The organism is Micromonospora sp. II (assembly GCF_001709195.1).
GTDB lineage: Bacteria > Actinomycetota > Actinomycetes > Mycobacteriales > Micromonosporaceae > Micromonospora > Micromonospora chalcea.
This window is the reverse complement of the sequence record NZ_LYXF01000031.1, coordinates 1-19,325: the sequence shown is the minus strand read 5'-3', so window position 1 is coordinate 19,325 and position 19,325 is coordinate 1. Positions and strand designations below refer to the sequence as shown.

Annotated in this window: 15 protein-coding genes and 3 pseudogenes; 7 read left to right on the top strand and 11 right to left on the bottom strand. The window is 69.2% G+C overall.

Annotation, left to right across the window (positions count from 1 at the left end; all coding sequences use genetic code 11):
• Positions 1-306: 306 nt before the first annotated feature.
• Together A8711_RS17205 and A8711_RS17200 are read right to left on the bottom strand one after the other, a co-directional pair.
• Positions 307-531 (bottom strand): hypothetical protein, encoded by a 225-nt coding sequence (locus A8711_RS17205; protein WP_043325461.1) that lies wholly within the window; start codon positions 529-531, stop codon positions 307-309.
• Between the two features lie 107 nt (positions 532-638).
• Positions 639-1,304 (bottom strand): NAD(P)-dependent oxidoreductase, encoded by a 666-nt coding sequence (locus tag A8711_RS17200; protein WP_052166232.1) that lies wholly within the window; start codon positions 1,302-1,304, stop codon positions 639-641.
• A gap of 194 nt (positions 1,305-1,498) precedes the next feature.
• Between A8711_RS17200 and A8711_RS17195 the strand changes: the two genes are divergently transcribed.
• A complete protein-coding gene (locus A8711_RS17195; protein WP_051611151.1) occupies positions 1,499-1,948 on the top strand; it encodes a MarR family winged helix-turn-helix transcriptional regulator in 450 nt (149 codons plus the stop codon).
• A gap of 179 nt (positions 1,949-2,127) precedes the next feature.
• On the top strand, positions 2,128-2,937 hold the full coding sequence (locus A8711_RS17190; protein ID WP_069088806.1) for a SigB/SigF/SigG family RNA polymerase sigma factor: 810 nt from the start codon (positions 2,128-2,130) through the stop codon (positions 2,935-2,937).
• Between the two features lie 30 nt (positions 2,938-2,967).
• Here A8711_RS17190 and A8711_RS17185 read toward each other — a convergent pair whose 3' ends face one another.
• The 4 genes and pseudogenes from A8711_RS17185 to A8711_RS31510 form a co-directional block, all read right to left on the bottom strand.
• Entirely contained in the window at positions 2,968-4,224 is a 1,257-nt protein-coding gene (locus A8711_RS17185; RefSeq protein WP_051611149.1) for a PP2C family protein-serine/threonine phosphatase, read from the bottom strand.
• A 345-nt stretch (positions 4,225-4,569) separates the two neighbouring features.
• Positions 4,570-4,863, bottom strand: a complete 294-nt coding sequence (locus A8711_RS17180; RefSeq protein ID WP_030275400.1) for a hypothetical protein — start codon at positions 4,861-4,863, stop codon at positions 4,570-4,572.
• Between the two features lie 141 nt (positions 4,864-5,004).
• Positions 5,005-5,753, bottom strand: a pseudogene (locus A8711_RS17175) (ABC transporter ATP-binding protein).
• A 136-nt stretch (positions 5,754-5,889) separates the two neighbouring features.
• Positions 5,890-6,000, bottom strand: a pseudogene (locus A8711_RS31510) (helix-turn-helix domain-containing protein); the annotation flags it as partial.
• An 862-nt stretch (positions 6,001-6,862) separates the two neighbouring features.
• On the opposite strand from A8711_RS31510, the gene A8711_RS31505 reads away from it, so the two are divergent.
• From A8711_RS31505 to A8711_RS31500, 3 genes and pseudogenes are all read left to right on the top strand, one after another.
• Entirely contained in the window at positions 6,863-7,366 is a 504-nt protein-coding gene (locus A8711_RS31505) for a DUF892 family protein (protein ID WP_116507033.1), read from the top strand.
• 274 nt (positions 7,367-7,640) lie between these two features.
• Positions 7,641-8,834 carry a low temperature requirement protein A gene (locus A8711_RS17170; RefSeq protein ID WP_176722828.1) on the top strand — a complete coding sequence of 398 codons (1,194 nt, stop codon included), beginning with the start codon at positions 7,641-7,643 and terminating at the stop codon, positions 8,832-8,834.
• Between the two features lie 96 nt (positions 8,835-8,930).
• Positions 8,931-10,178: pseudogene (locus A8711_RS31500) on the top strand (IS3 family transposase).
• 87 nt (positions 10,179-10,265) lie between these two features.
• Here A8711_RS31500 and A8711_RS17155 read toward each other — a convergent pair.
• Complete coding sequence (locus A8711_RS17155; RefSeq protein ID WP_198937459.1) at positions 10,266-10,964, bottom strand: DUF1345 domain-containing protein; 699 nt, start codon at positions 10,962-10,964, stop codon at positions 10,266-10,268.
• Positions 10,965-11,564: 600 nt separating this feature from the next.
• Between A8711_RS17155 and A8711_RS17150 the strand changes: the two genes are divergently transcribed.
• Positions 11,565-14,042, top strand: a complete 2,478-nt coding sequence (locus A8711_RS17150; protein ID WP_069088804.1) for an ATP-dependent Clp protease ATP-binding subunit — start codon at positions 11,565-11,567, stop codon at positions 14,040-14,042.
• A 345-nt stretch (positions 14,043-14,387) separates the two neighbouring features.
• Here A8711_RS17150 and A8711_RS17145 read toward each other — a convergent pair whose 3' ends face one another.
• From A8711_RS17145 to A8711_RS17130, 4 genes are all read right to left on the bottom strand, one after another.
• A complete protein-coding gene (locus tag A8711_RS17145; protein WP_043325455.1) occupies positions 14,388-15,158 on the bottom strand; it encodes a hypothetical protein in 771 nt (256 codons plus the stop codon).
• Entirely contained in the window at positions 15,155-16,174 is a 1,020-nt protein-coding gene (locus A8711_RS17140) for a cytochrome d ubiquinol oxidase subunit II (RefSeq protein ID WP_030275000.1), read from the bottom strand. The genes A8711_RS17145 and A8711_RS17140 overlap by 4 nt, the downstream gene beginning before the upstream one ends.
• Positions 16,171-17,541, bottom strand: a complete 1,371-nt coding sequence (locus tag A8711_RS17135; RefSeq protein ID WP_124779049.1) for a cytochrome ubiquinol oxidase subunit I — start codon at positions 17,539-17,541, stop codon at positions 16,171-16,173. The genes A8711_RS17140 and A8711_RS17135 overlap by 4 nt, the downstream gene beginning before the upstream one ends.
• 93 nt (positions 17,542-17,634) lie before the next feature.
• Positions 17,635-18,831 carry a mechanosensitive ion channel family protein gene (locus A8711_RS17130; protein ID WP_245254699.1) on the bottom strand — a complete coding sequence of 399 codons (1,197 nt, stop codon included), beginning with the start codon at positions 18,829-18,831 and terminating at the stop codon, positions 17,635-17,637.
• Between the two features lie 20 nt (positions 18,832-18,851).
• On the opposite strand from A8711_RS17130, the gene A8711_RS17125 reads away from it, so the two are divergent.
• Positions 18,852-19,154 (top strand): nucleotidyltransferase family protein, encoded by a 303-nt coding sequence (locus A8711_RS17125; protein ID WP_082931039.1) that lies wholly within the window; start codon positions 18,852-18,854, stop codon positions 19,152-19,154.
• Positions 19,155-19,325: the final 171 nt, after the last annotated feature.

The following is a 19,325-nucleotide window of genomic DNA, read 5'->3' as shown; positions in this document are numbered from 1 at the left end:
ACCGCAGCGTCACCGCCGAGCTCGGGCAGGCCCGATGCGGCGGATGAACCGCCCCGGATCTTGTAGAGCCGTCTCCACATAACCCGGGGCGGCTCAGGCCCAGCGAACCTGGCTCAGAGAGTGTTGGGATACCTCGACGTAATCTTCGTTAAGTGTGTGTCAGCGAAGATCGCGTCTGTGTGGCTGTGCCTGTAAACCGGGCCTACGAGTTGTCGCGGCAGAACATGCCCCGCCCGCGGCGGCAACAGGTGACAGTATTCCAGGATGATTGATGTTCGACGCCGTGCGCCCAATCAGACTTGAGGATTAGCCGTCGTCGGTTCCACTGCTGCCATCAGAACGCGCCGCGATGCGGATAACCCTGTCTAGTGCCCGGTCGCCGGTGAGGAGAACGGCACACACGACGGCGATCGTCCCTGGGATGAAGACGAGCAGGTCATCGACGTCGAGCAGCGCGGCCAGCTCGTACGCGGCGTCGGCCCACTCCGGGACGTTCCGGTCCGCAATGCCTCTCGTCTGAGGGTCCTGCACGCGAACGCCCTGAGCGGGCTGAAACCTTGACGGCCCGCTCGATCGAACGGTAGAGGATCGCCGGCGCACCCTCTGGCCCACAGGACCCGCCAGCAAGGCCACCTGGCCTAGTACTCCAGCCGCACCTGGTGAAGTTGGAGTCTTCGCTGGTAGTGGGCTGTTCTGGCGCGGTACTGGTGTCGTCGTCGCCATCGTGACCATCGATGGATGTAGTCGAACGGTCGGGTGCTGGTCTGGCTCGTCGATTCGCTCGCATGGTGCTCGACTCGGCCCGTCGCCGGGCCGTCCGTCAGGCGGGGCAGCCGGACGAGGGTCCAGTCCAGGGCGCTGGCCCGCCATACGGCGAGCTCGGCGGGCTTGTCCGCGACGAGTGGGCCGCCGAGCTTGTTGATCAACCAGCTGATGACCTTGTCGCGGCGGGACTTGCGGTCACCCGGCACGTCGACACCGGCGCCACTGATGCCGACGAAGCGGTTCACGCCGGCGTCCCGCATGACGTCAACCAGTGCTCTCGCGGCGTCGGTGTGCAGATCGGCCTCCTTGTCGGTCGGCCCGAGCGCGGAGATGACCACGTCGCAGCCGTCGACGAGCCGCCGGAGTGCCTCGACGTCGCGCACGTCCCCGCGAATCACCCGCGCGTCGGCGTCGTCGGCGGCGCGGCCGAGCCTGCCAGGATCCCGAACCAGAACTGTGACCCGGTGGCCGCGATCGGTGAGGACGTCCAGCACCAGCCGGTTGGTGCGTCCGGTGCCGCCGATGAGGGCGATGTTCATGACGGGCTCCTGGTTGTCCAGTGGTGGCGCTCACGGTGCGCGAACGGCGGGCGGATGCGCCGACGCCGCGGCAGCCGCGACGTCGGCCGCCCGAAGGTGCCGCACCACCACCGATCCCACAGTGCCGGTAGCACCGGTCACGAGAATCCGATCCATCGCGCACCTCCTCGGTCCAACGTGTGTATCGCACACACATGTCCTCTCGTCCGGCTGAAGACCCGGATCTCGTAGCGGTCGACGAGGCGCTGCTCCGGCTGCGCCGTTTCTTCCGGACACCGGCGGCCCTCGAGCACGACAATCGATCCGTCGACCTGTCCACTCTGCTGGTGGTCACGGCGATCGCAGCGGAGCCGGCCGGAGAGGCATCCGTCGGTCAGATCGCCACCGCGTTGGAGGTTGCACCTTCGACTGCCAGTCGCCTGGTCGGTCGCGCCGAGACCTGCGGCGTGGTGGTGCGGTTGGCGGGTCGGGTCGACGCTCGGCAGAGTCTGGTGCGCCTCACCCCCGACGGCGTCGCCCTGCACGAGCGGGCCCGGACGTTCCGGCACGCCCGTCTGCGTGCGGCGACGGCAGGCTTCACGACCGAGGAGAAGCACCAGTTCGCCCGTCTGCTGACCAGATTCGCCGCCGGAGCGGGCAGTTGAGGCGCGAAGCGGTCAATCTGTGAACTCGTGAGGCGCCGCCGGTGGGGGAAATCCGCTTTGATGCTTATGGCAGGTTTTGTACATCAGCTGATCGGTTGATTCTTGCTGCCGTGTCGTCTATGGTTCGTTCACCATCTGTGCTTGGGGCGCCAGTTCGCACGAAGGCGGGGAAGGGCAGCATGACCACGATGACCATGGCATCGACCGCGACCGAGGTGCAGCGCGCGCCGCAGACCGGTGAGGAGAGCCGCGCCAGTGAGCTGATCGCGGCGCTCGCCACGCTGCCCGCCGACCACCCGCAGCGGGCCGGCCTGCGTAACCAGGTCATCGAGGCGTGGCTGCCGCTGGCGAACCACCTGGCCGCCCGCTACAGCGGGCGCGGCGAGCCGGCCGGCGACCTGGCCCAGACCGCCGCGCTCGGCCTGATCAAGGCGGTCGACCGGTTCGACGCCTCGCGCGGCGTCGACTTCGCCGGCTTCGCCATCCCGACGATCCTCGGCGAGATCAAGCGGCACTTCCGCGACCGCACCTGGAACATCCGGGTTCCGCGCCGCCTCCAGGAGCTGCGGCTGCGCATCTCCGAGGCCAACAGCACGCTGACCCAGACGCTCAACCGGGCCCCGACCGTCGCCGACATCGCCGCCCACCTCGACGTCACCGAGGAAGAGGTGCTGGAGGGCCTGGAGGGCGCCCGCGCGTACAACGCGGTCTCGCTGTCCACCCCGATCGGCGACGGCGACAGCGCCACCGAGCTGGGCGACACGCTCGGCACCGAGGACAACGAGTACGAGCTGGCCGACCTGCGCGCCTCGCTGGGCCCGGCGCTCGCCACGCTCGACGAGCGTGAGCAGAAGATCCTCACGCTGCGCTTCTACGGCAACCTGACCCAGAGCGAGATCGCCGCCCGGGTCGGTGTCTCCCAGATGCACGTGTCCCGGCTGCTCGCCCGCGCCCTGACCAAGCTGCGCGGCCAGCTCACCGAGGTCTGAGCAGAGCAGTGTGGGCTGCGCCCGCGCCCTTCACCGATCAGGGCCGATCGGCGCGGCGTCCGCCCCGGCGGGCCAGGTCAGGTAGAGCAGGGCCGTGTCATCGCTGTGCCGGCCGTCGTCGCTGCGTCTGATCTTGTCGAGCAGGGCGGTGAGAAAGTCGCCCGGTTCCGTGACGGTGCTCAGCGTGGCGGCGAGTTCTATGAAGCGTTCCTCGCCGAGGCGGGTTCCGTCCTCGCTGAACCCCTCGTAGACGCCGTCGGTGTACAGCAGCAGACCTGCGCCCGCCGGGAGCGTGACGACCGACTCCTGCCAGCGACCTCGCCCGGGGAACATGCCCAGCCCGAGATGGTGGCGGATCGGCGCGGGGTCGGCCGAGCCGGGCGTGATCACCAGTGGCGCGGGGTGACCGGCGCTCACGATGATCACCTGCGAGCGGTCTGGGACGACGCGGATGGTGCAGGCGGTCGCGAACATCGACTCACGTGGCCGCTCGGCGACGAGCACCTGCTCCAGCAGCCGCATCCGGGCGGCCTTCTCCACCCCGGCCAGGGTGAGGGTGCGCCACCCGACGCGTAGGCCGACGCCGATGGCTGCCTCATCCGGACCGTTGCCGCAGACGTCACCGATGACGGCGTGGAGCGTGTGATCCTCGTCCTGCACCAGGTCGAAGAAGTCACCGCCGAGCAGTGACCGTCCCCGTCCCGGCACGTATCTGCTGACGACCGCCAGCGCGGGGTCGGTGACCAGTGGCGTAGGGAGCAGGCCCCGTTGCAGCCGCGTGTTCTCGCTGGCCTGCATCCGGCTGTCGCGTAGCTGCCGCTCCGTCACCACGGCCCGTCGGCGCTGAATGGCGTACTGGATCGTGCGGCCCAGGAGCGCGCCGTCGATGTGACCCTTGACCAGGTAGTCCTGTGCTCCGGCGGCGACAGCCGCCGTTCTGGTGGCCGCGTCGTCCAGGCCGGTGAGCACCACCACTGCCGCGTCCGGCCATCGGTGCAGCACCCGGCCGAGCGCCTCCAGCCCCTGGCAGTCGGGCAGGTGCAGGTCGAGCAGCACGCAGTCCGGCGTCGTCGGCGCGGCCGCGGCCTCTTTCAGGCTGCTCGCCTGGGTGAACCGGTTGCTGATTCCGCTGTCGCTCAGCAGCTCCCGGGTGAGCAACGCATCACCGGGGTCATCCTCGATGAGAAGGACCGCCGGCTCCGCGGTTGTCGGCGACGACGCCGGATTCGCCAGCCCCGACGGCATGCCGGTGGGCGGCACCGTCGGCAGGTCGGCGTCACTGATCACGACAGATCCTCTCTCCGGCCGCGACCGTCACGCGGACGGTGACGCCGACACGATGCACCATCCACCTGTTGTGTAAACCTGTCGATTATCACCTGCCCGCACGAGCCGGGTAGGACAGCGTCGCCTCGCCCGCCCGTGGGGCGCCTCTCCAGGCCACGGGCCCGCCGGGACGAGTCATCGGTGCGGCCGGTGGCGGTGCGGTGCCGGCCAGGTGAGGCAGGCCGGGCCTCGCGGTGAGGGGCGGTCAGGCGGACCGGTCGAGGGAGATCTCCGCCCAGACCACTTTGCCGGGCTCGCCGTGCGGGGTGGTTCTCGTGCCCCAGTTGCGCGCCATCGCGTCGACGATCAGCAGGCCACGACCGCCGATGCGGTGCGGGTCCGGCTCGAAGCGACGCAGTGGTCGATCGGAGTCGTCGAAAACCTCGATCCGGATCGCGTCCGACTGCGGGTCAACTCGACCCTGCCCCCGGCACCGGTGTGCCTGATGACGTTGTGCACGAGTTCCGTGATGACGGTGAGCGCGTCGTCGGTGACGTGCGTGGCCTGCCAGCCGACGAGGACCTCCCGGACGGCCCGGCGGACCGGCGCGCTGTCCGCACCACCGCCGAAGGGCATCCGCACTGAGTCCATGCCGATCACCTACCCGCTCGACCGAACCCGTACCGTAGTCGATCACCCTCGCTGAGGTGAACCATCTTATGGGGTGTCGTAACTGGTGCCGGCGCGACGCGGCAGGACGCCGGGGCGTAACGCAGGACGTGGAGATGCGCCGCTGTCGGCCTACGACTGCGCGGCCCGGATGTGGTGACGGCCCATCGGTAGCATCAGCGGCTTGCCGGAGACCGGATCGGGATGACCTGGCTGTCCAGGCCGAAGACGGCGCGGACGCAGTCCTCGGTCAGCACATCGGTCGGCGCACCTGCTGCGTGCAGGCCGCCGTCGGCGAGGGCGATGAGGTGATCTGCGTAGCGGGCCGCCATGTTCAGATCGTGCAGGACCATCACGATCGTGGTGCCGCGAGTGAGGTTCAGGTCGGTGAGCAGGTCCAACACCTCGACCTGGTGGCTGACGTCGAGAAAGGTGGTCGGCTCGTCGAGTAGCAGCAGCTCGGTCTGCTGGGCCAGCGCCATGGCGATCCACACCCGTTGACGCTGCCCCCCGGAGAGCTCGTCGATCGACCGGTCGGCCAGGTCGGCGATGTGGGTGGCGTCGAGGGCGGCGGCCACCGCCCGGTCGTCGTCCCTGCTCCATCGTGACAGCAGGCGTTGGTGCGGGTTGCGGCCCCGGCCGACCAGGTCGGCCACGGCGATGCCCTCGGGCGCGATCGGTGACTGGGGGAGCAGGCCGAGCGTTCGGGCCAGCTCCTTGGCCGGCATCCTGTGTACTTCGCGGCCGTCCAGCATGACGTGGCCGGTTCGCGGGGCGAGTAGCCGCGACATCGACCGCAGCAGCGTCGATTCCCCGCACGCGTTGGCACCGACGATCGCGGTGATCCGGCCGGGCGGGACGAGCAGATCGAGTGATTCGATGACGACGCGGCCGCCCTAGCCGACGGTCAGTTTCTCGACCGCCAGTGAATGGTCGGTGGTCACAGCGAGCCTCCCGCGCGGTTCGTGCGGACGAGCAGATAGATGAGGTACGGGGCGCCGAGAACGCCGGTGATCACACCCACCGGCGCGAGACGCCGAAGCGTTCGGCGACCTCCGTCACGGACAGGCCAGCTTCAACTTCCAGCACTGCGCGATAGCGCTGCCCGGTCACACTCAACTCCACCAGCACTCGGCGGAGTGTCACCCATCAAGTGAAGCCACCGTGCAACGCATCAACCGGAGTCGGACAGACGTGCCGACGTGCCGACGTGCCGACGACGTGCCGACGATGTCCCGACAACGATGTCCCGACGATGTCCCGACGAGGCTGTTCAAAGTTTCTGTACGTCTTCAAGGCGGCCCGCAACGGGCCGCACGCGCCGCCGCCTGGGCGCGCGCCGGCCGCTGCCGCTGTCGCTCTGCGGCCGTCACGCCTGACGCCCGGCGGCTGGCGCGGACAGCGGGGAGCCCCGGAGCCGCCACAGACGGGATAGCGGGGAGAGTGGTGGGGGTTCTCGCCGGCAGCCGGCCGCGCCGCGCCTGAGCAGCGCGGCGAAGGGAGGGCGCGTCGGGTCCGCGCGGCAAGCTCCAAGCTTGGGGGCGGTGTCCGCGCGAAGGCATGTCGGTCGTCCAGGAGCCGGCTTCGCAGCCGTGCAGGGTCAGGTCAACTGCTCACCTGGGAGGGGGAGGGGTGGCCGCTGGTGGTCAGCTCCGACCCCGGAAGCCGGGTCCGTGCCGGGCAAGGTTGGGTCAACTGCGCCACTGTGGCGATGTCCGCCGGGGGCGCGGTCCGTGACACGAGAGCCGACTCAGTCTGTTCCGACAGCGTCCGTACGCGCGTCAAGGCCCGCTTGACGTGGCGGGCCGGGCGGCGGCTCGCTCCCCAGGAGGGGCGGGTCGATGGCAGACAGGGATGGCTCATTCATCCTTCTCGGCCTCTCGTTCGACATGCGCAAATTTACACCCTTCCTGCTGGCTTGCCTGCCGCGTTTTGGTGGTTTCTGAACGGGTAGGCCGTGGCGGCTCGCCAGCGAGGTCAGGAGGAGCACATGGCGATTAATACGACGCGTGACCTGTTCATATATGAGCTAGGCATACTAGGTGAAATGGAGATATCCGGGCGGCGGGTACTCGACTTCTTGGCCCATCGAGTTAGTGACGATCTCGGGCAGATCGTACGGCGCAAGCAACAGGAATGTGTGCAGTGGAATCACAACATCAACTCCTGCGCCAAGGCATTCGGCACCTCCCCGCTTTCAACCCGGTCCGACACTGTTGAAGGCATGTATGGGCGATTTGAAAGCTTCGTACGCACAAACCCCTCAGTCGACCTCGTTGATCAATTCGCAGTCGATACTCTGATTCGGTTCCTATACCTCACCATTGCGGCACACAAGACCCTTTTTGATTGGGCGATTATTATGGGTGAGGCCCAGTGTGTGCAGTATCTACACGCCAACCTCGTCCAGAAGCAGGAGAGTGCGGCTGAAATTGAACGGTACGGCCACGAATTGGGCGTACGACTCCTAACCCCCGTCGCTCGGCCCGCGTGAGCTTACGTCGGGCACCACAGGGGCTACCAGCCTCCGGAGACAGGGAGGCTGGAAGGTCTGCAGCCGTCCGATGAGGAGGTCATCCTCTCGCTCTTGCCTGTGATCATCCTGTCCACATGCCGGCTAGGCGGGGACGCCGGCCAGCCAGTTTTAGGCCAGCCGAGGGCCGTGCTCAGGAATGAGTCCTCAGATACCCGCAATCGTCCGACGCGCGGCGGCATTTCGGCATTGAATGGCTCGCATGGAAGGTGCTGGTGCGGCCAGGGGTTTGGGGGTGAGGCTCCTCCGGGGGGAGTGGAGCAAGCAGGAAGCGAGTTTTGTCGAACTCTTTTTCGATCTTGTGCTGGTCTTTGCTCTCAACCGGGTGGTGGCTACCAGCACGTCGCAGCTGGCGTCTTCCCCCTCTAGTGCAGGGCGGTGGGCGAGCCTACTGCAGGCACTGCTGCTGATCCTGCCGCTGATGTGGGTCTGGTCAATGACGGCTTACAGCACGGCGCGCTTCGAGCCCCGCCGCCTGGCGGTGCAGGTCATGGTGCTGGTGACAGCCTTCGGTGTGTTGCTCCTGGGCGTCGTCACGCCGAAGGCGTTCGGCGGCAGTGCGTGGATGTTCGCCGGCGTCTACGTCGCGCTCCAGGCCGGCCGGGCGCTGGTGGTTGCTGTGGCGTTGCGGTCACATTGGTTACAGCGCCTCTATTGGGGAATCCTGGTTTGGTTCTGCGTGTCCGCCGTGGCGTGGCTGCTCGGTGCCGTCGCCCACGATACGGCCAGGATGCTGCTTTGGTCGCTCGCGATCGTCATCGAGTACGGATCGGCGCGGCTGGGCTGGTGGGTGCCGTGGCAAAAGCCAGAGCGCATCTTGGCTTGGGAGGCCGCTGCCGGGCATCTCGCTGATCGGTATCAACAGTTGGTGCTGATTGCGCTCGGGGAGACGATCCTCGCGGTCGGGATCGCCTACACCGAGGCGTCCGGGAGCCTGCGCTTTCCGCAGACGTTTGGGCTGGTGATCGCGTTCATCACCGCTGTGCTGCTGTGGCGTATCTACTTCTACAGGGCGGGCGAGGTGTTCGGATCGGCGGTCAAGTCGGCGGCCAATCCCGCCAGGCTGGGCCGAGTAGCCGGCAGCGCTCATCTGCTCATGATCCTCGGGGTTGCCGCCGCCGCCATCGGCAATGAACTGGTGCAGAAGCACCCCACCGGCCACACGTTCAAGTCTTGGCTTGCGTTGATGCTCGGCGGCCCGGCTCTGTTCGTGGCGGGCCGCACGCTGCTGGAGTGGGTGGTCTTCTCCCGCGTGTCCCGGCCCCGGCTGCTCGGCATTGCTGCCCTGCTGCTGYTCGCCGTGCCGCTGGCCTTCGCCCCGCCGCTGGTGGTGGTCACCGTAGTGGCCGTGGTGCTGCTCGCGATCGCCGTCGCCGACGCACGCCGGGCAGCCGGGAAGCCTGCTGAGGCACCCACGCCGCCGGGCTGACCATGGGCGGCAGACTGAGGATCGCCATACTTCGTAAACAAGGCTTGAACCGCCCCGGGTTTGATAGCTGCCCGACCTCTTGTGGAGGATCGAGCCATGTCACGCCCTTCCCCTTATCCGCGTGAGTTGCGTGAGCGAGCGGTGCGGATGGTCGCTGAGGTGCGGCCGAACTACGAGTCGGAGCACGCGGCGATCGACGCCGTCGCCCACAAGCTGGGCATCGGAACCGCCGAAACGCTGCGCAAGTGGGTCCGCCAGGCCGAGATCGACGCCGGCCAGCGGTCCGGAGTGAGCACGGACGAGTCGGCCGAGTTGAAGCGGCTGCGCCGGGAGAATGCCGAACTGCGCCGGGCAAACGAGATCCTCAAGGCGGCGTCGGCTTTCTTCGCGGCCGAGCTCGACCGGCCACAGCCACGCTCGTGAGGTTCATCGACGAGCACAAGCAGGTGTTCGGCGTCGAGCCGATCTGCCGTGTCCTGCGCGAGCACGGCTGGCAGATCGCGGCCAGCACCTACCGGGCTGCCTGCCGGCGCATGCCCTCGACCCGGACGCGCCGCGATGCCTGGCTCGCCGGCGAGATTCGACGGGTGCACGCGGCGAACTACGGCGTCTACGGGGCTCGGAAGGTGTGGCTGACCCTCAACCGAGAAGGCATCTCGGTGGCCCGGTGCACCGTCGAGCGGCTCATGCGCCAGCTCGGCTTGCGCGGAGTGGTGCGGGGCAAGACCCGACGCACCACGATCGGCGGCGAACACGCCATGCGGCCGGCGGACCTGGTGCAACGCCGGTTCACCACCGAAGCGCCCGAACCGGCTGTGGGTCGCCGACTTCACCTACGTGCCCACCTGGTCTGGGATGGTCTACGTCGCGTTCGTCATCGACGCCTACTCCCGCCGCATCGTCGGCTGGCGGGCCGCGACCAGCATGAAGACCAGCCTCGTGCTGGACGCCCTGGAGATGGCGATCTGGGCCCGCGGCCGCCAGGGCGCCACGGATCTGGCCGGGCTAGTGCATCACAACGACGCTGGTAGCCAGTACACGTCGATCGCGTTCACCGAACGCCTCGCCGCCGCCGGCGTCGATCCCTCGGTGGGCTCGGTCGGCGATGCCTACGATAACGCTCTGGCCGAGTCGACGATCGGCCTGTTCAAGACCGAACTGATCAAACCGCGGGGGCCGTGGCGGACCTGCGACCACGTCGAGATCGCCACCTTGGAATACGTCGACTGGTACAACCACCGCCGCCCGCACAGCGGCGCGGCGGACCTACCACCAGCCGCCTTCGAAGCCCTCTACGATCCCACCGAACACCGGCTGGACCAGCCGAAGTCCCAACCCATCTAGCCGCTATCAAACCCGGGGCGGTTCATACAACGATCATCGGCGAAGCTCACGCCGACACACCGAGCCACAGCGGACAAACCTGGCCTTTCAAGATCTGTAGCGAGACAGTCCTGCTTCTAACGCTCGTGGGTCATGACTGACCAAGGTTGGTGACCAGGTTAACGGCGACGGCCAGGATGCCGGTTCCGAAGGTGTACGAGAGCAGTGCGTGCCCGAGCGCGATCCGGCGCATGTGGTTACTCGTCGTTCGTTCTCGCCCGGGGCATAGGACATGCCGACCGTGAAGGCGATGTACGCGAAGTCGGCGTACGCCGGTGGATCTTCCCGCTTGAAGTCGATGCCACCGCCGTCGTCGCGGTAGCACAGCCGGGCGTACTTCAACGCGAAGACCGTGTTCACCAGCGCCCACGCCAGGACCACCGCGATGACGCTGAGGATCACCAGCGTGACTGCCACTGCGTCATGCTGGTTCGAGGCGCGCACGAGCGCCTCGGCCACGGCGGCGAGACTGGCAACGGACGCGATCAGGATCGCCGAGTCGGTGGAACGGGAGTGCTGCTCCGCCTCGGCAAGCTGCTCGGTACGCTTCGGGCTCGCCGACCAGCAGGCCCGCCACACCCAAACGAGGATCGTGCCCGCCGCGATCGTCCAGACCACCAGCGGCGTCAGCTCCGACGCCCCGACGAGCGCGGTGGCCGTGCCGGCGACGACACCGGCGGCCAACGACCACAGCGCACGCCTGACGGACAGCAGGCGTCCCGGCGCACGTCCCGATCGCTGCTCCACCCGTTCAGCGTTCCGGATCAACCGGGCCGGCCAGCGGAAACCCGGAGCCATCACCGGATCGGGCCGCATCGAGGGTGGGGCGGGGTGGCCGGTGTGCTGCGGGGAGGGTTCCTCATCCGCGACCGCAAGTACACCGCCGCCTTTCGATCACGCCTTCGCCGCCCGAACTCGGCGGAGATGTCTGGGGCGCAAGACGGCGGAGAGCGTGGTGCTGTCGGAACACTGAGCGCAAGTCGGTCCCCCGCCGATGGCCAAACTCGGACGCCTGCCGGACGCCTGGGTCAAGTCCACCGGTAACAACGCAGCGCTCGTGAGGGCAGACCGCAGGGTCCGCGGGTACCGGGGTCCCGCGCCTCCCGGCCTGCCGGTCAAGGCGCCGATCCGATGGTGGGCAGGCCGCAGGCGCCGACGGGGCCCAGCGCCTGGGACGCTCCGGTGCGACCTCCGCGACAACCACCCTCAGTGGCTGCCCTGCACCCGCAGCGAGTACAAACCCTGGCCTCCCCAGAAACCCATAAGGCCAACTCTGTGGGCGAAAGGTGCGTAGCGTTCAGGTGGGCCTGTGCCGAGGACCCACCCCACCGGCAGAAAGGGTATGAGATGTCGCTCGACGCGTTCCGCATCCCTGGCGGCTCCTTGGACGACTTGATCAGTCGGTTCTTCGGGGGAGATCCGTTCGCGGGACGTCCGGTGGAGCGGGTCGACCTGTCCCGGCTGCTCTCCACCGAGTCGCGGCAACTGCTGCAACGGGCAGCCGAGCAGGCTACGGAGTGGGGCAGCCCGTACCTCAATGTCGAGCACCTGCTGTGGGCCGCAGCCCAGGCCGACCCCACCCGCCGGATGCTCGGCGCGAGCGGCGCCGACCCCGACGACCTGGCCCGCCAGATAGAGTCGGCCGTCCCCAAGGGCAGGCCACGCGAGGACACGCCTCCGCTCGCGCCGGCGGCGAAGCGCGCCCTGCTCGACGCGCACCGCGAGTCGCGACGGTCCGGCGCGACGTACATCGGCCCCGAACACCTCCTGCTCGGCATCGCCGCGAACCCGGAGACGACCGCGGGCCGGGCGTTGCGGGCGCTCGGTGGGGCCGTCACCGGGCCCACGCCGCCGGCGGGCGGTGCCGACGGGCGCGGGGCCAGCAGCACCCCCACCCTTGACCAGTACGGGCGGGACCTCACCGAGGACGCCCGGGCCGGTCGGCTCGATCCGGTCGTCGGCCGTGATGACGAGATCGACGACACGATCGAAGTGCTCTCCCGGCGTACGAAGAACAATCCGGTGCTCACCGGCGAGCCGGGCGTCGGCAAGACGGCGATCGTCGAGGGCATCGCGCAGCGCATCGTCAACGACGAGGTGCCCGAAACCCTGGCCAACCGGCGTGTGGTCGCACTCGACCTGTCCGGGATGGTGGCGGGCACCAAGTACCGCGGTGAGTTCGAAGAGCGCCTGAAGAACGTGATCCAGGAGGTGACGTCGGGCGAGGACGGGCTGATCCTCTTCATCGACGAACTGCACACCGTTGTCGGCGCGGGCGGCGGTGGCGAGGGGGCGATGGATGCCGGCAACATGCTCAAGCCCGCCCTGGCCCGCGGCGAACTGCACGTGGTCGGTGCGACGACACTGAACGAGTACCGTCGCTACATCGAGAAGGATCCTGCGCTGGAGCGCCGGTTCCAGCCGATCCTGGTGTCGGAGCCGAGCGTGGAGGACACCGTCGCGATCCTCAAGGGCATACGTGACCGGTACGAGGCGCACCATCAGGTGCGCTACACGGACGAAGCGCTGGACGCCGCCGCTGAACTGTCCCACCGCTACATCACCGACCGGTTTCTGCCGGACAAGGCCATCGACCTGCTCGACCAGGCGGGGGCCCGGGTCCGGCTTCGTTCCCGCACACCCGCTCCGGACAAGAAGGAGATCGAGAAGCGGCTGTCCCAGCTGCGCCGGGAGAAGGACAGCGCGGTGGCGAACGAGGATTATCAACGCGCGGGTGCGCTGAAAGCCGAGATCGGTGCGGCCGAGCGGGACCTGGCGGCGGCGCAGGAGGGCACGCCTCCGGTGCCCGAGGTGCATATGAGCGACATCGCCGAGGTGGTCAGCCGCCGTACCGGTGTTCCCGTCACCCAGCTCACGGAGGTGGAGAAGCAGAGGCTGAGGCGCATCGAGGAGCAACTGCACGAGCGCGTGGTCGGCCAGCACGAGGCCGTACGGGCTGTGGCGGCCGCCGTACGCCGATCGCGTTCCGGGCTGAGTGACCCCCAGCGACCCGACGGGTCGTTCCTCTTCCTCGGACCCACCGGCGTCGGCAAGACCGAACTGGCCAGAGCCCTCGCCGCGGCGCTCTTCGGCGACGAGTCCAGCATGATCCGCTTCGACATGAGCGAGTTCCAGGAGCAGCACACGGTCAGCCGGCTGGTCGGAGCGCCCCCGGGCTACGTCGGGTACGAGGAGGCCGGTCAGCTCACCGAGGCGGTCCGGCGCCGGCCATACTCGGTGCTGCTCTTCGACGAGGTGGAGAAGGCGCATGCGGATGTGTTCAACGCACTGCTGCAGGTGCTCGACGACGGTCGCCTCACCGACGCGCAGGGCCGCACGGTCGATTTCAGCAACACCATCCTGATCATGACGAGCAACATCGGCGCGGACCGCATTCTGGCCGCGCAGGCGGCAGGGCGTCCGGTCAACGACCAGCGCGAGGAACTGATGGGGCTGCTGGGGCAGCGGTTCCGGCCGGAATTCCTCAACCGGATCGACGAGATCATCGTCTTCACCGGCCTGGACCGGGACCAGCTCCTTGAGATCACCGGCCTGCTGCTGGACCGCACCCGCCGTCGGTTGCACGCACAGAACATCAACCTCGAGATCAGCCCGGACGCCACGCAGTGGCTGGCCAACCGGGGCTACCAGCCCGAGTACGGGGCGCGGCCACTGCGGCGCAGCATCCAGCGCGAGTTGGAAGACCGGCTGTCGACCCTGCTGCTCGATGACGGGGCGAATCCGGGCGACACCATCGAGGTCAACGTCGTCGGCGGCGAGCTCGACCTCTCGGTCCGGCCCGCCGCCGTACCGGCTGGCACGTGACACCCGACGAGCAGCTCGGCGAGCCGTCGCGGTGTGTCCCGGGGGCTCCACCCCGGCGAGTTGTTGCAGCAGATCATCCAAACCGCGGCCGTGCTGGGAGGGCTTGACGACGACGCCGGCGCAGGCCGGTCAGCCTGCGGAACAACCGCCCGGCCAACCCCCTGTGCCTGAAGGACGTCGCCATCGGCCCCCAATGCGTAGAAGGCGCTGCGCCGCACGGGCGGCATCCGCTGCACCCCACTGAACGATGGCACCGTGAGCGCCGGAACGGTCGACGTGACGGCCAGTCGCTGACAACCGGCCGCCATCACCGGCTGGCCATCTGGAGGCGGCCGGTGATCGTCCTCAGGCAGCGCCGACGTCGGTGGTGAAGGTCGCGAAGGCGAGCAGGCCGGAGTAGGCGGCCAGGCCGATGGTGAACCAGGTGAAGCTGGAGTGCCTTTCGGGGGCCAGTTCGTCGACGAAAATGTTGAGCAGGATCCCGCCACCCAGGAAGGCGGTGAGCACGTTCATCAGCACGCCGGTGGGCTGGACGGCGACCGCGGTCACCCAGCCGCCGGCGGCGCCGGCGACCAGGACGAGGCGCCACCCGGTGGTGAGGCTGACCGGGAAGTGCTCGGCCAGGACGCCGTCGGTGGCCAGCACGTGCAGCCCCATGGCGACGGCGAACAGCACCGCCGGCCCGAGCCCCGCGTCCAGCTTAGTCGCCAGGGTGTACGTGATCAGGCCGCTGTACAGGGCGAAGAAGCCGAGCTGGAACCCGAAGACCAGCCGGGTGGCCTCTTGCCGGCGCTGCTGCGAGCGGTGGGTGACACGTTCCAGGGCGTAGAACGTGAAGAAGCCGACCAGCGCGACGAGGAACAGCACGAATCCGCGGGCCGGGGTGGGCCTGATCTCCTCCTCCAGGACGTGGGCCACCGCCTGGTTGCCCTCCGCGAGGCGCGGCAGCAGGTAGAGGAACACGTACGCGGCGGCGATGCCGCCACCGAGGGACGTCGCCGCGTGGGTGGGCACCGGCAGTCTCCGGCGGATGGCCGGCGCGAGAAGGTGCAGGGCTCCCAGCGCCACCGCCGCCGCCAGCGCCGCCCACAGGCTGCCCGCCCGGGTGAGCGTCACCGGGGCGGTGGGTTGCCGGCGGCCGGCTTGGAGCGCTGGAAGATGCCGAACAGCCAGAGCAGGGAGGGCGCCAGCAGCAGCGCTCCGACCGCGAGGACGGCGAGCACCGTGGCGAGCACGGTGGGATCACCGGCCGCCTCGGTGACGGTCAGGTCGGGCGGCAGCAGGTCTGGGTACTGGGCGGCGCCCCAGGCCCAGAGGACGGCCGCGACCGCGAGGGCCGCGGTCACCCGCACCGCCCGGTAGCGGCCGGTGGCGATCAGCACCAGCGACCCGAGCCCCGCGGCGAACGAGAGCAGCACCAGGGCGAGCGCCCGGCCCCGAAGATCGGCGAAAAGGTCCGGCGCGTCGGCGGCGACGACGGCCAGCCCGGCCGCCGCGCCGACGCCCACCACTATGCCGGTGACCAGGGCGCGGCGGCGGAACTGGGCCACCAGGTCGGCGGCACCGGCGCGGCGCGCGTCGTGGATGAGGTAGACCGCGGCGAGGTACGCGCACACGCCGATCGCGAGCAGTCCCCCGTAGATGGAGGTGGGATTGAGCCAGCTGCGCCAGATGTCACCCTCGGCGATGCCGGGCGGGACGCGACCGGAGGCGACTGCGCCGACGATCGAGCCGAGGAAGAAAGGGGTGGCCACCGAGGAGAGCGCGAAGGTGGCGCCGTAGAGGCGTTGCTCGGTGAGGGTGTGACTGGCCTTGCGGAAGGCGAAGGCCGCGCCACGACCGATGATGCCCAGCGCGGCCAGGGTCAGCGGGATGTAAAGGGTGGAGGCGAACGCGGCGAACGCGGGCGGAAAGGTGGTCCAGAACAGGGTGATCACCAGGATCAGCCAGACGTGGTTGGCCTCCCACACCGGGCCGATCGAGTGCGCGATCAGTTCCCGGCGGGCTGCGCCGCGGCGCGCCCCGCCGGCGAGGAGGTCCCAGATCCCGGCGCCGAAGTCCGCGCCGGCGAGCAGGGTGTAGAGCGTCAGACCGGCCAGCAGCACCCCGAGCAGGACGTCGACGACGGTCATCGGCCGCTGTCCACCGGTTCGGGTACGCCCTCCTGCGGAGCGACCGGCTCGTCGCGGTGGCAGGCCATCCGCCACAGAACCGCGACGGTGGCGACGGTGAGCACCGCGTAGACGGCGGTGACCAGGGCCAGGCCGGTGGCCAGGCCCGGCGCCGGATTTACCGCCTCGGCGGTGCGCAGCACGCCGTACACGATCCAGGGTTGCCGCCCGACCTCGGTGACGACCCAGCCGGCCTCGACCGCGACGGCGGCGGCGACCCCGGACAGGGCGGCGGCCCGCAGGAACCACGGCGAGCGCGGCGGACCCCGACGCCGCCACCACGCAAGCGCCCACCAGGCGGAAAGCGCTACCAGCCCGAAGCCGATGGCCACCATCAGCTGGAACGCCCACTTGACCACCGTCACCGGTGGCTCCTGATCGTCGGGCACCTGGTCCAGGCCCATGACCACGGCGTCCGGATCCCACCTGGCCAGCAGCGACAGGGCGTTGGGCACCTCGACTGCGTACCGCAGTTCCCCGTCGACGTAGACGCCGCCGAGCGAGAGCGGCGCGCCGGCCTCGGTGCGGGCCAGCCCCTCCATCGCGGCGAGCTTGGTGGGCTGGTACTCCGCGACGAAGTGCGCCGCCCAGTCGCCGACCACGACCTGCACCGGGGAGAGCACCGCAGCTACGGTGAACGGGATGGCGAAGCCGAGCCGGTGGTAGCGGTCCCGGCGGCCGCGCAGCAGGGCCACCGCGTAGACGCTGGCGATGCCGAAGCCGGTCACCATGAACGCTGCGACGATCATGTGCAGGGTCTGCGGCGGCGTCGCCGGGTTGAACATCGCCTGCCACGGCCTGACGTCGGTGACCTCGCCGGAGACCAGGTCGAAGCCGCGGGGCTGGTTCATCCAGGCGTTTGCCGACACCACGAAGAACGCGGACGCCACGCCCGCGACACAGACCGGCAGTCCGGAGAGCAGGTGCACCCGGGGTGGCACCCGGTCCCAGGCGTACAGGTAGATCCCGACGAAGATGGCCTCGACGAAGAACGCGATGCCCTCCATCGCGAACGGCAGGCCGATCACGTCGCCGAAGCGGCCCATCAGGCCGGGCCAGAGCAGCCCCATCTCGAACGACAGGATGGTCCCCGACACCGCGCCGACCGCGAACAGCACGCCCATCGCCTTGGCCCAGCGGTGCGCCAGCCGGGTGAAGGTCGGGTCCCCGGTGCGCAGACCGCGCCACTCGGCGAAGACGGTGACCGCCGGCATGCCGACGCCGAACGAGGCGATCACGATGTGCCAGCCCAGGGACAGGGCCATCTGCACCCGCGCCGCCATGAGGTCTCCCGGGGCGGCGTCCTGGGCGAGCAGGTCAACCAGCATCGGGTTCCCCACCTTCGTTGCGTGTCAGCCCTATGGTGGTTTAACGGCCCGGCTGCTGGTCGGCAACGCGAATGCCGCATCCCGGGCGCGGAATCAGGGCTTGTACTCGCTGCGGGTGCGGGGCAGCCACTGCGGGTGCTTCTCCCGCAGGTAGCGAACCATCGCCTCGCGCAGGTCGCAGCGGAGGTCCCAGGCGCTCGGCCCGTCGGCGGCGGACGCCTGGATCTGGATGACGACGGTCTGCGGGTTGGCATCGACCATCTGAAGCACCCACTGATGCCGGTCCCACAGCGGCGACGCCTCGATCAGGCGCTGCGCCTCGACGCGCAGGTCGTCCAGGTTGGCGGTGTGGTCGACGTGGATCTGGACCTTGCCGACCACCCGGGTCTCGTGTCGCGTCCAGTTCTGGAACGGGCGCTCGGTGAAGTAGGTCGTGGGCAGGATGAGCCGGCGGTCGTCCCAGAGCCGGATCACCACGTTAGTCAGTTTCACCTCCTCGACGCGACCCCACTCGCCGTCGATGACGAGCACGTCACCGATGTAGAGGCCGTCCGCGAAGGCGACCTGGATGCCGGCGAAGGCATTGCCTAGCGCGGTCCGGGCGGACAGGCCGATCACGGCGCCGATCACACCGGCCGAGGTGAGCACCGAGATGCCGAACAGGCGTATCGGCTCGAAGGTGGTCATGATCAGACCGATCGCGACGATCGTGACCGCCGTCGAGGTCAACCGTCGCACCGGCCGGATCTGGGTGCGGGTGCGGCGGATCCGACGGCCGGCCATCACCCCGGCCGGCAGCCGGCTGAACGCCACGAACTCGGCGACGTGCAGCGCCCTGACCACCAGCAAGGCGACGCTGCCGATCAGCAGCAACAGGATGGCGTGCCGGCCCTCGCGCAGCCACCGGCCCGGCCCTCCCGGCAGCGCGGCGTAGAGGCCAGCGAGTAGCAGAACGGCGGTCGTCGGGCGGCGGCAGGCCTGGCGCAGCGGCGCCAGCAGCCATTTGTAGCGACCATGGGCGATCCGGTTGACGAGTACGCCGCTGAGCACGTCCACCAGCACGGCCGCCGCCACCGCGGCCAGCATGATCACCGCTCGGCCCATCAGCTGCCGTTCACCGCGATACCGATGGTCATTACTTCCGCTCCCGTCCGGGTCGTCCCCACGGCAGCGTGTCACGAGACGGCCGATCGCCGGGCGTACATCGCGACCGGCCGAAGTCCCCCGGCGGCCGCGGCACGCGGCGCCGCCGCCCGGGGCTCGGGTGGCGAGGAGGTCGCCCGTGATCATCCGCGCTAGCCGAATCCGCCGTGGGAGGCAAAAACCAGGCCGCGGTGCACACCTGGTACCCGGCCAAGTTCGGCGGAGGTCCGGTGGCGCCGTTGCGGACCGTCGCCGATGCCATTGCCACCTGGCCCGAGTACGCCACCGCCGTGGCCGTACGCCTCGACGCGCATGACCAGATCACGGTATGCGCGCCCCACGGCCCCGACGATCTGCTCGATGGGGTGTGGCGGCGCAACCCGGCCAGGGCCAGCGCGGAGATCTCCCGGCGGCGACTCGCCCGCCACCGCCCCACCGAACGCTGGCCTGGTGTCCGCGTCGTGATGTGACCCGGCGCTCGAAGCCCGCTGCCCGAGTCGACCTGCTAATCGCAGGGTGCCCCGTTGCGACATGTGAGTGCGTCTAAGAGCGTGTTTGAGAAGGTCTGTTGTGGACGGCGTGGTGGCATGACTTCCACCGGCGAGACGGGCAGGGTGGCGCGGTGTCTGCACGCCGTGGCT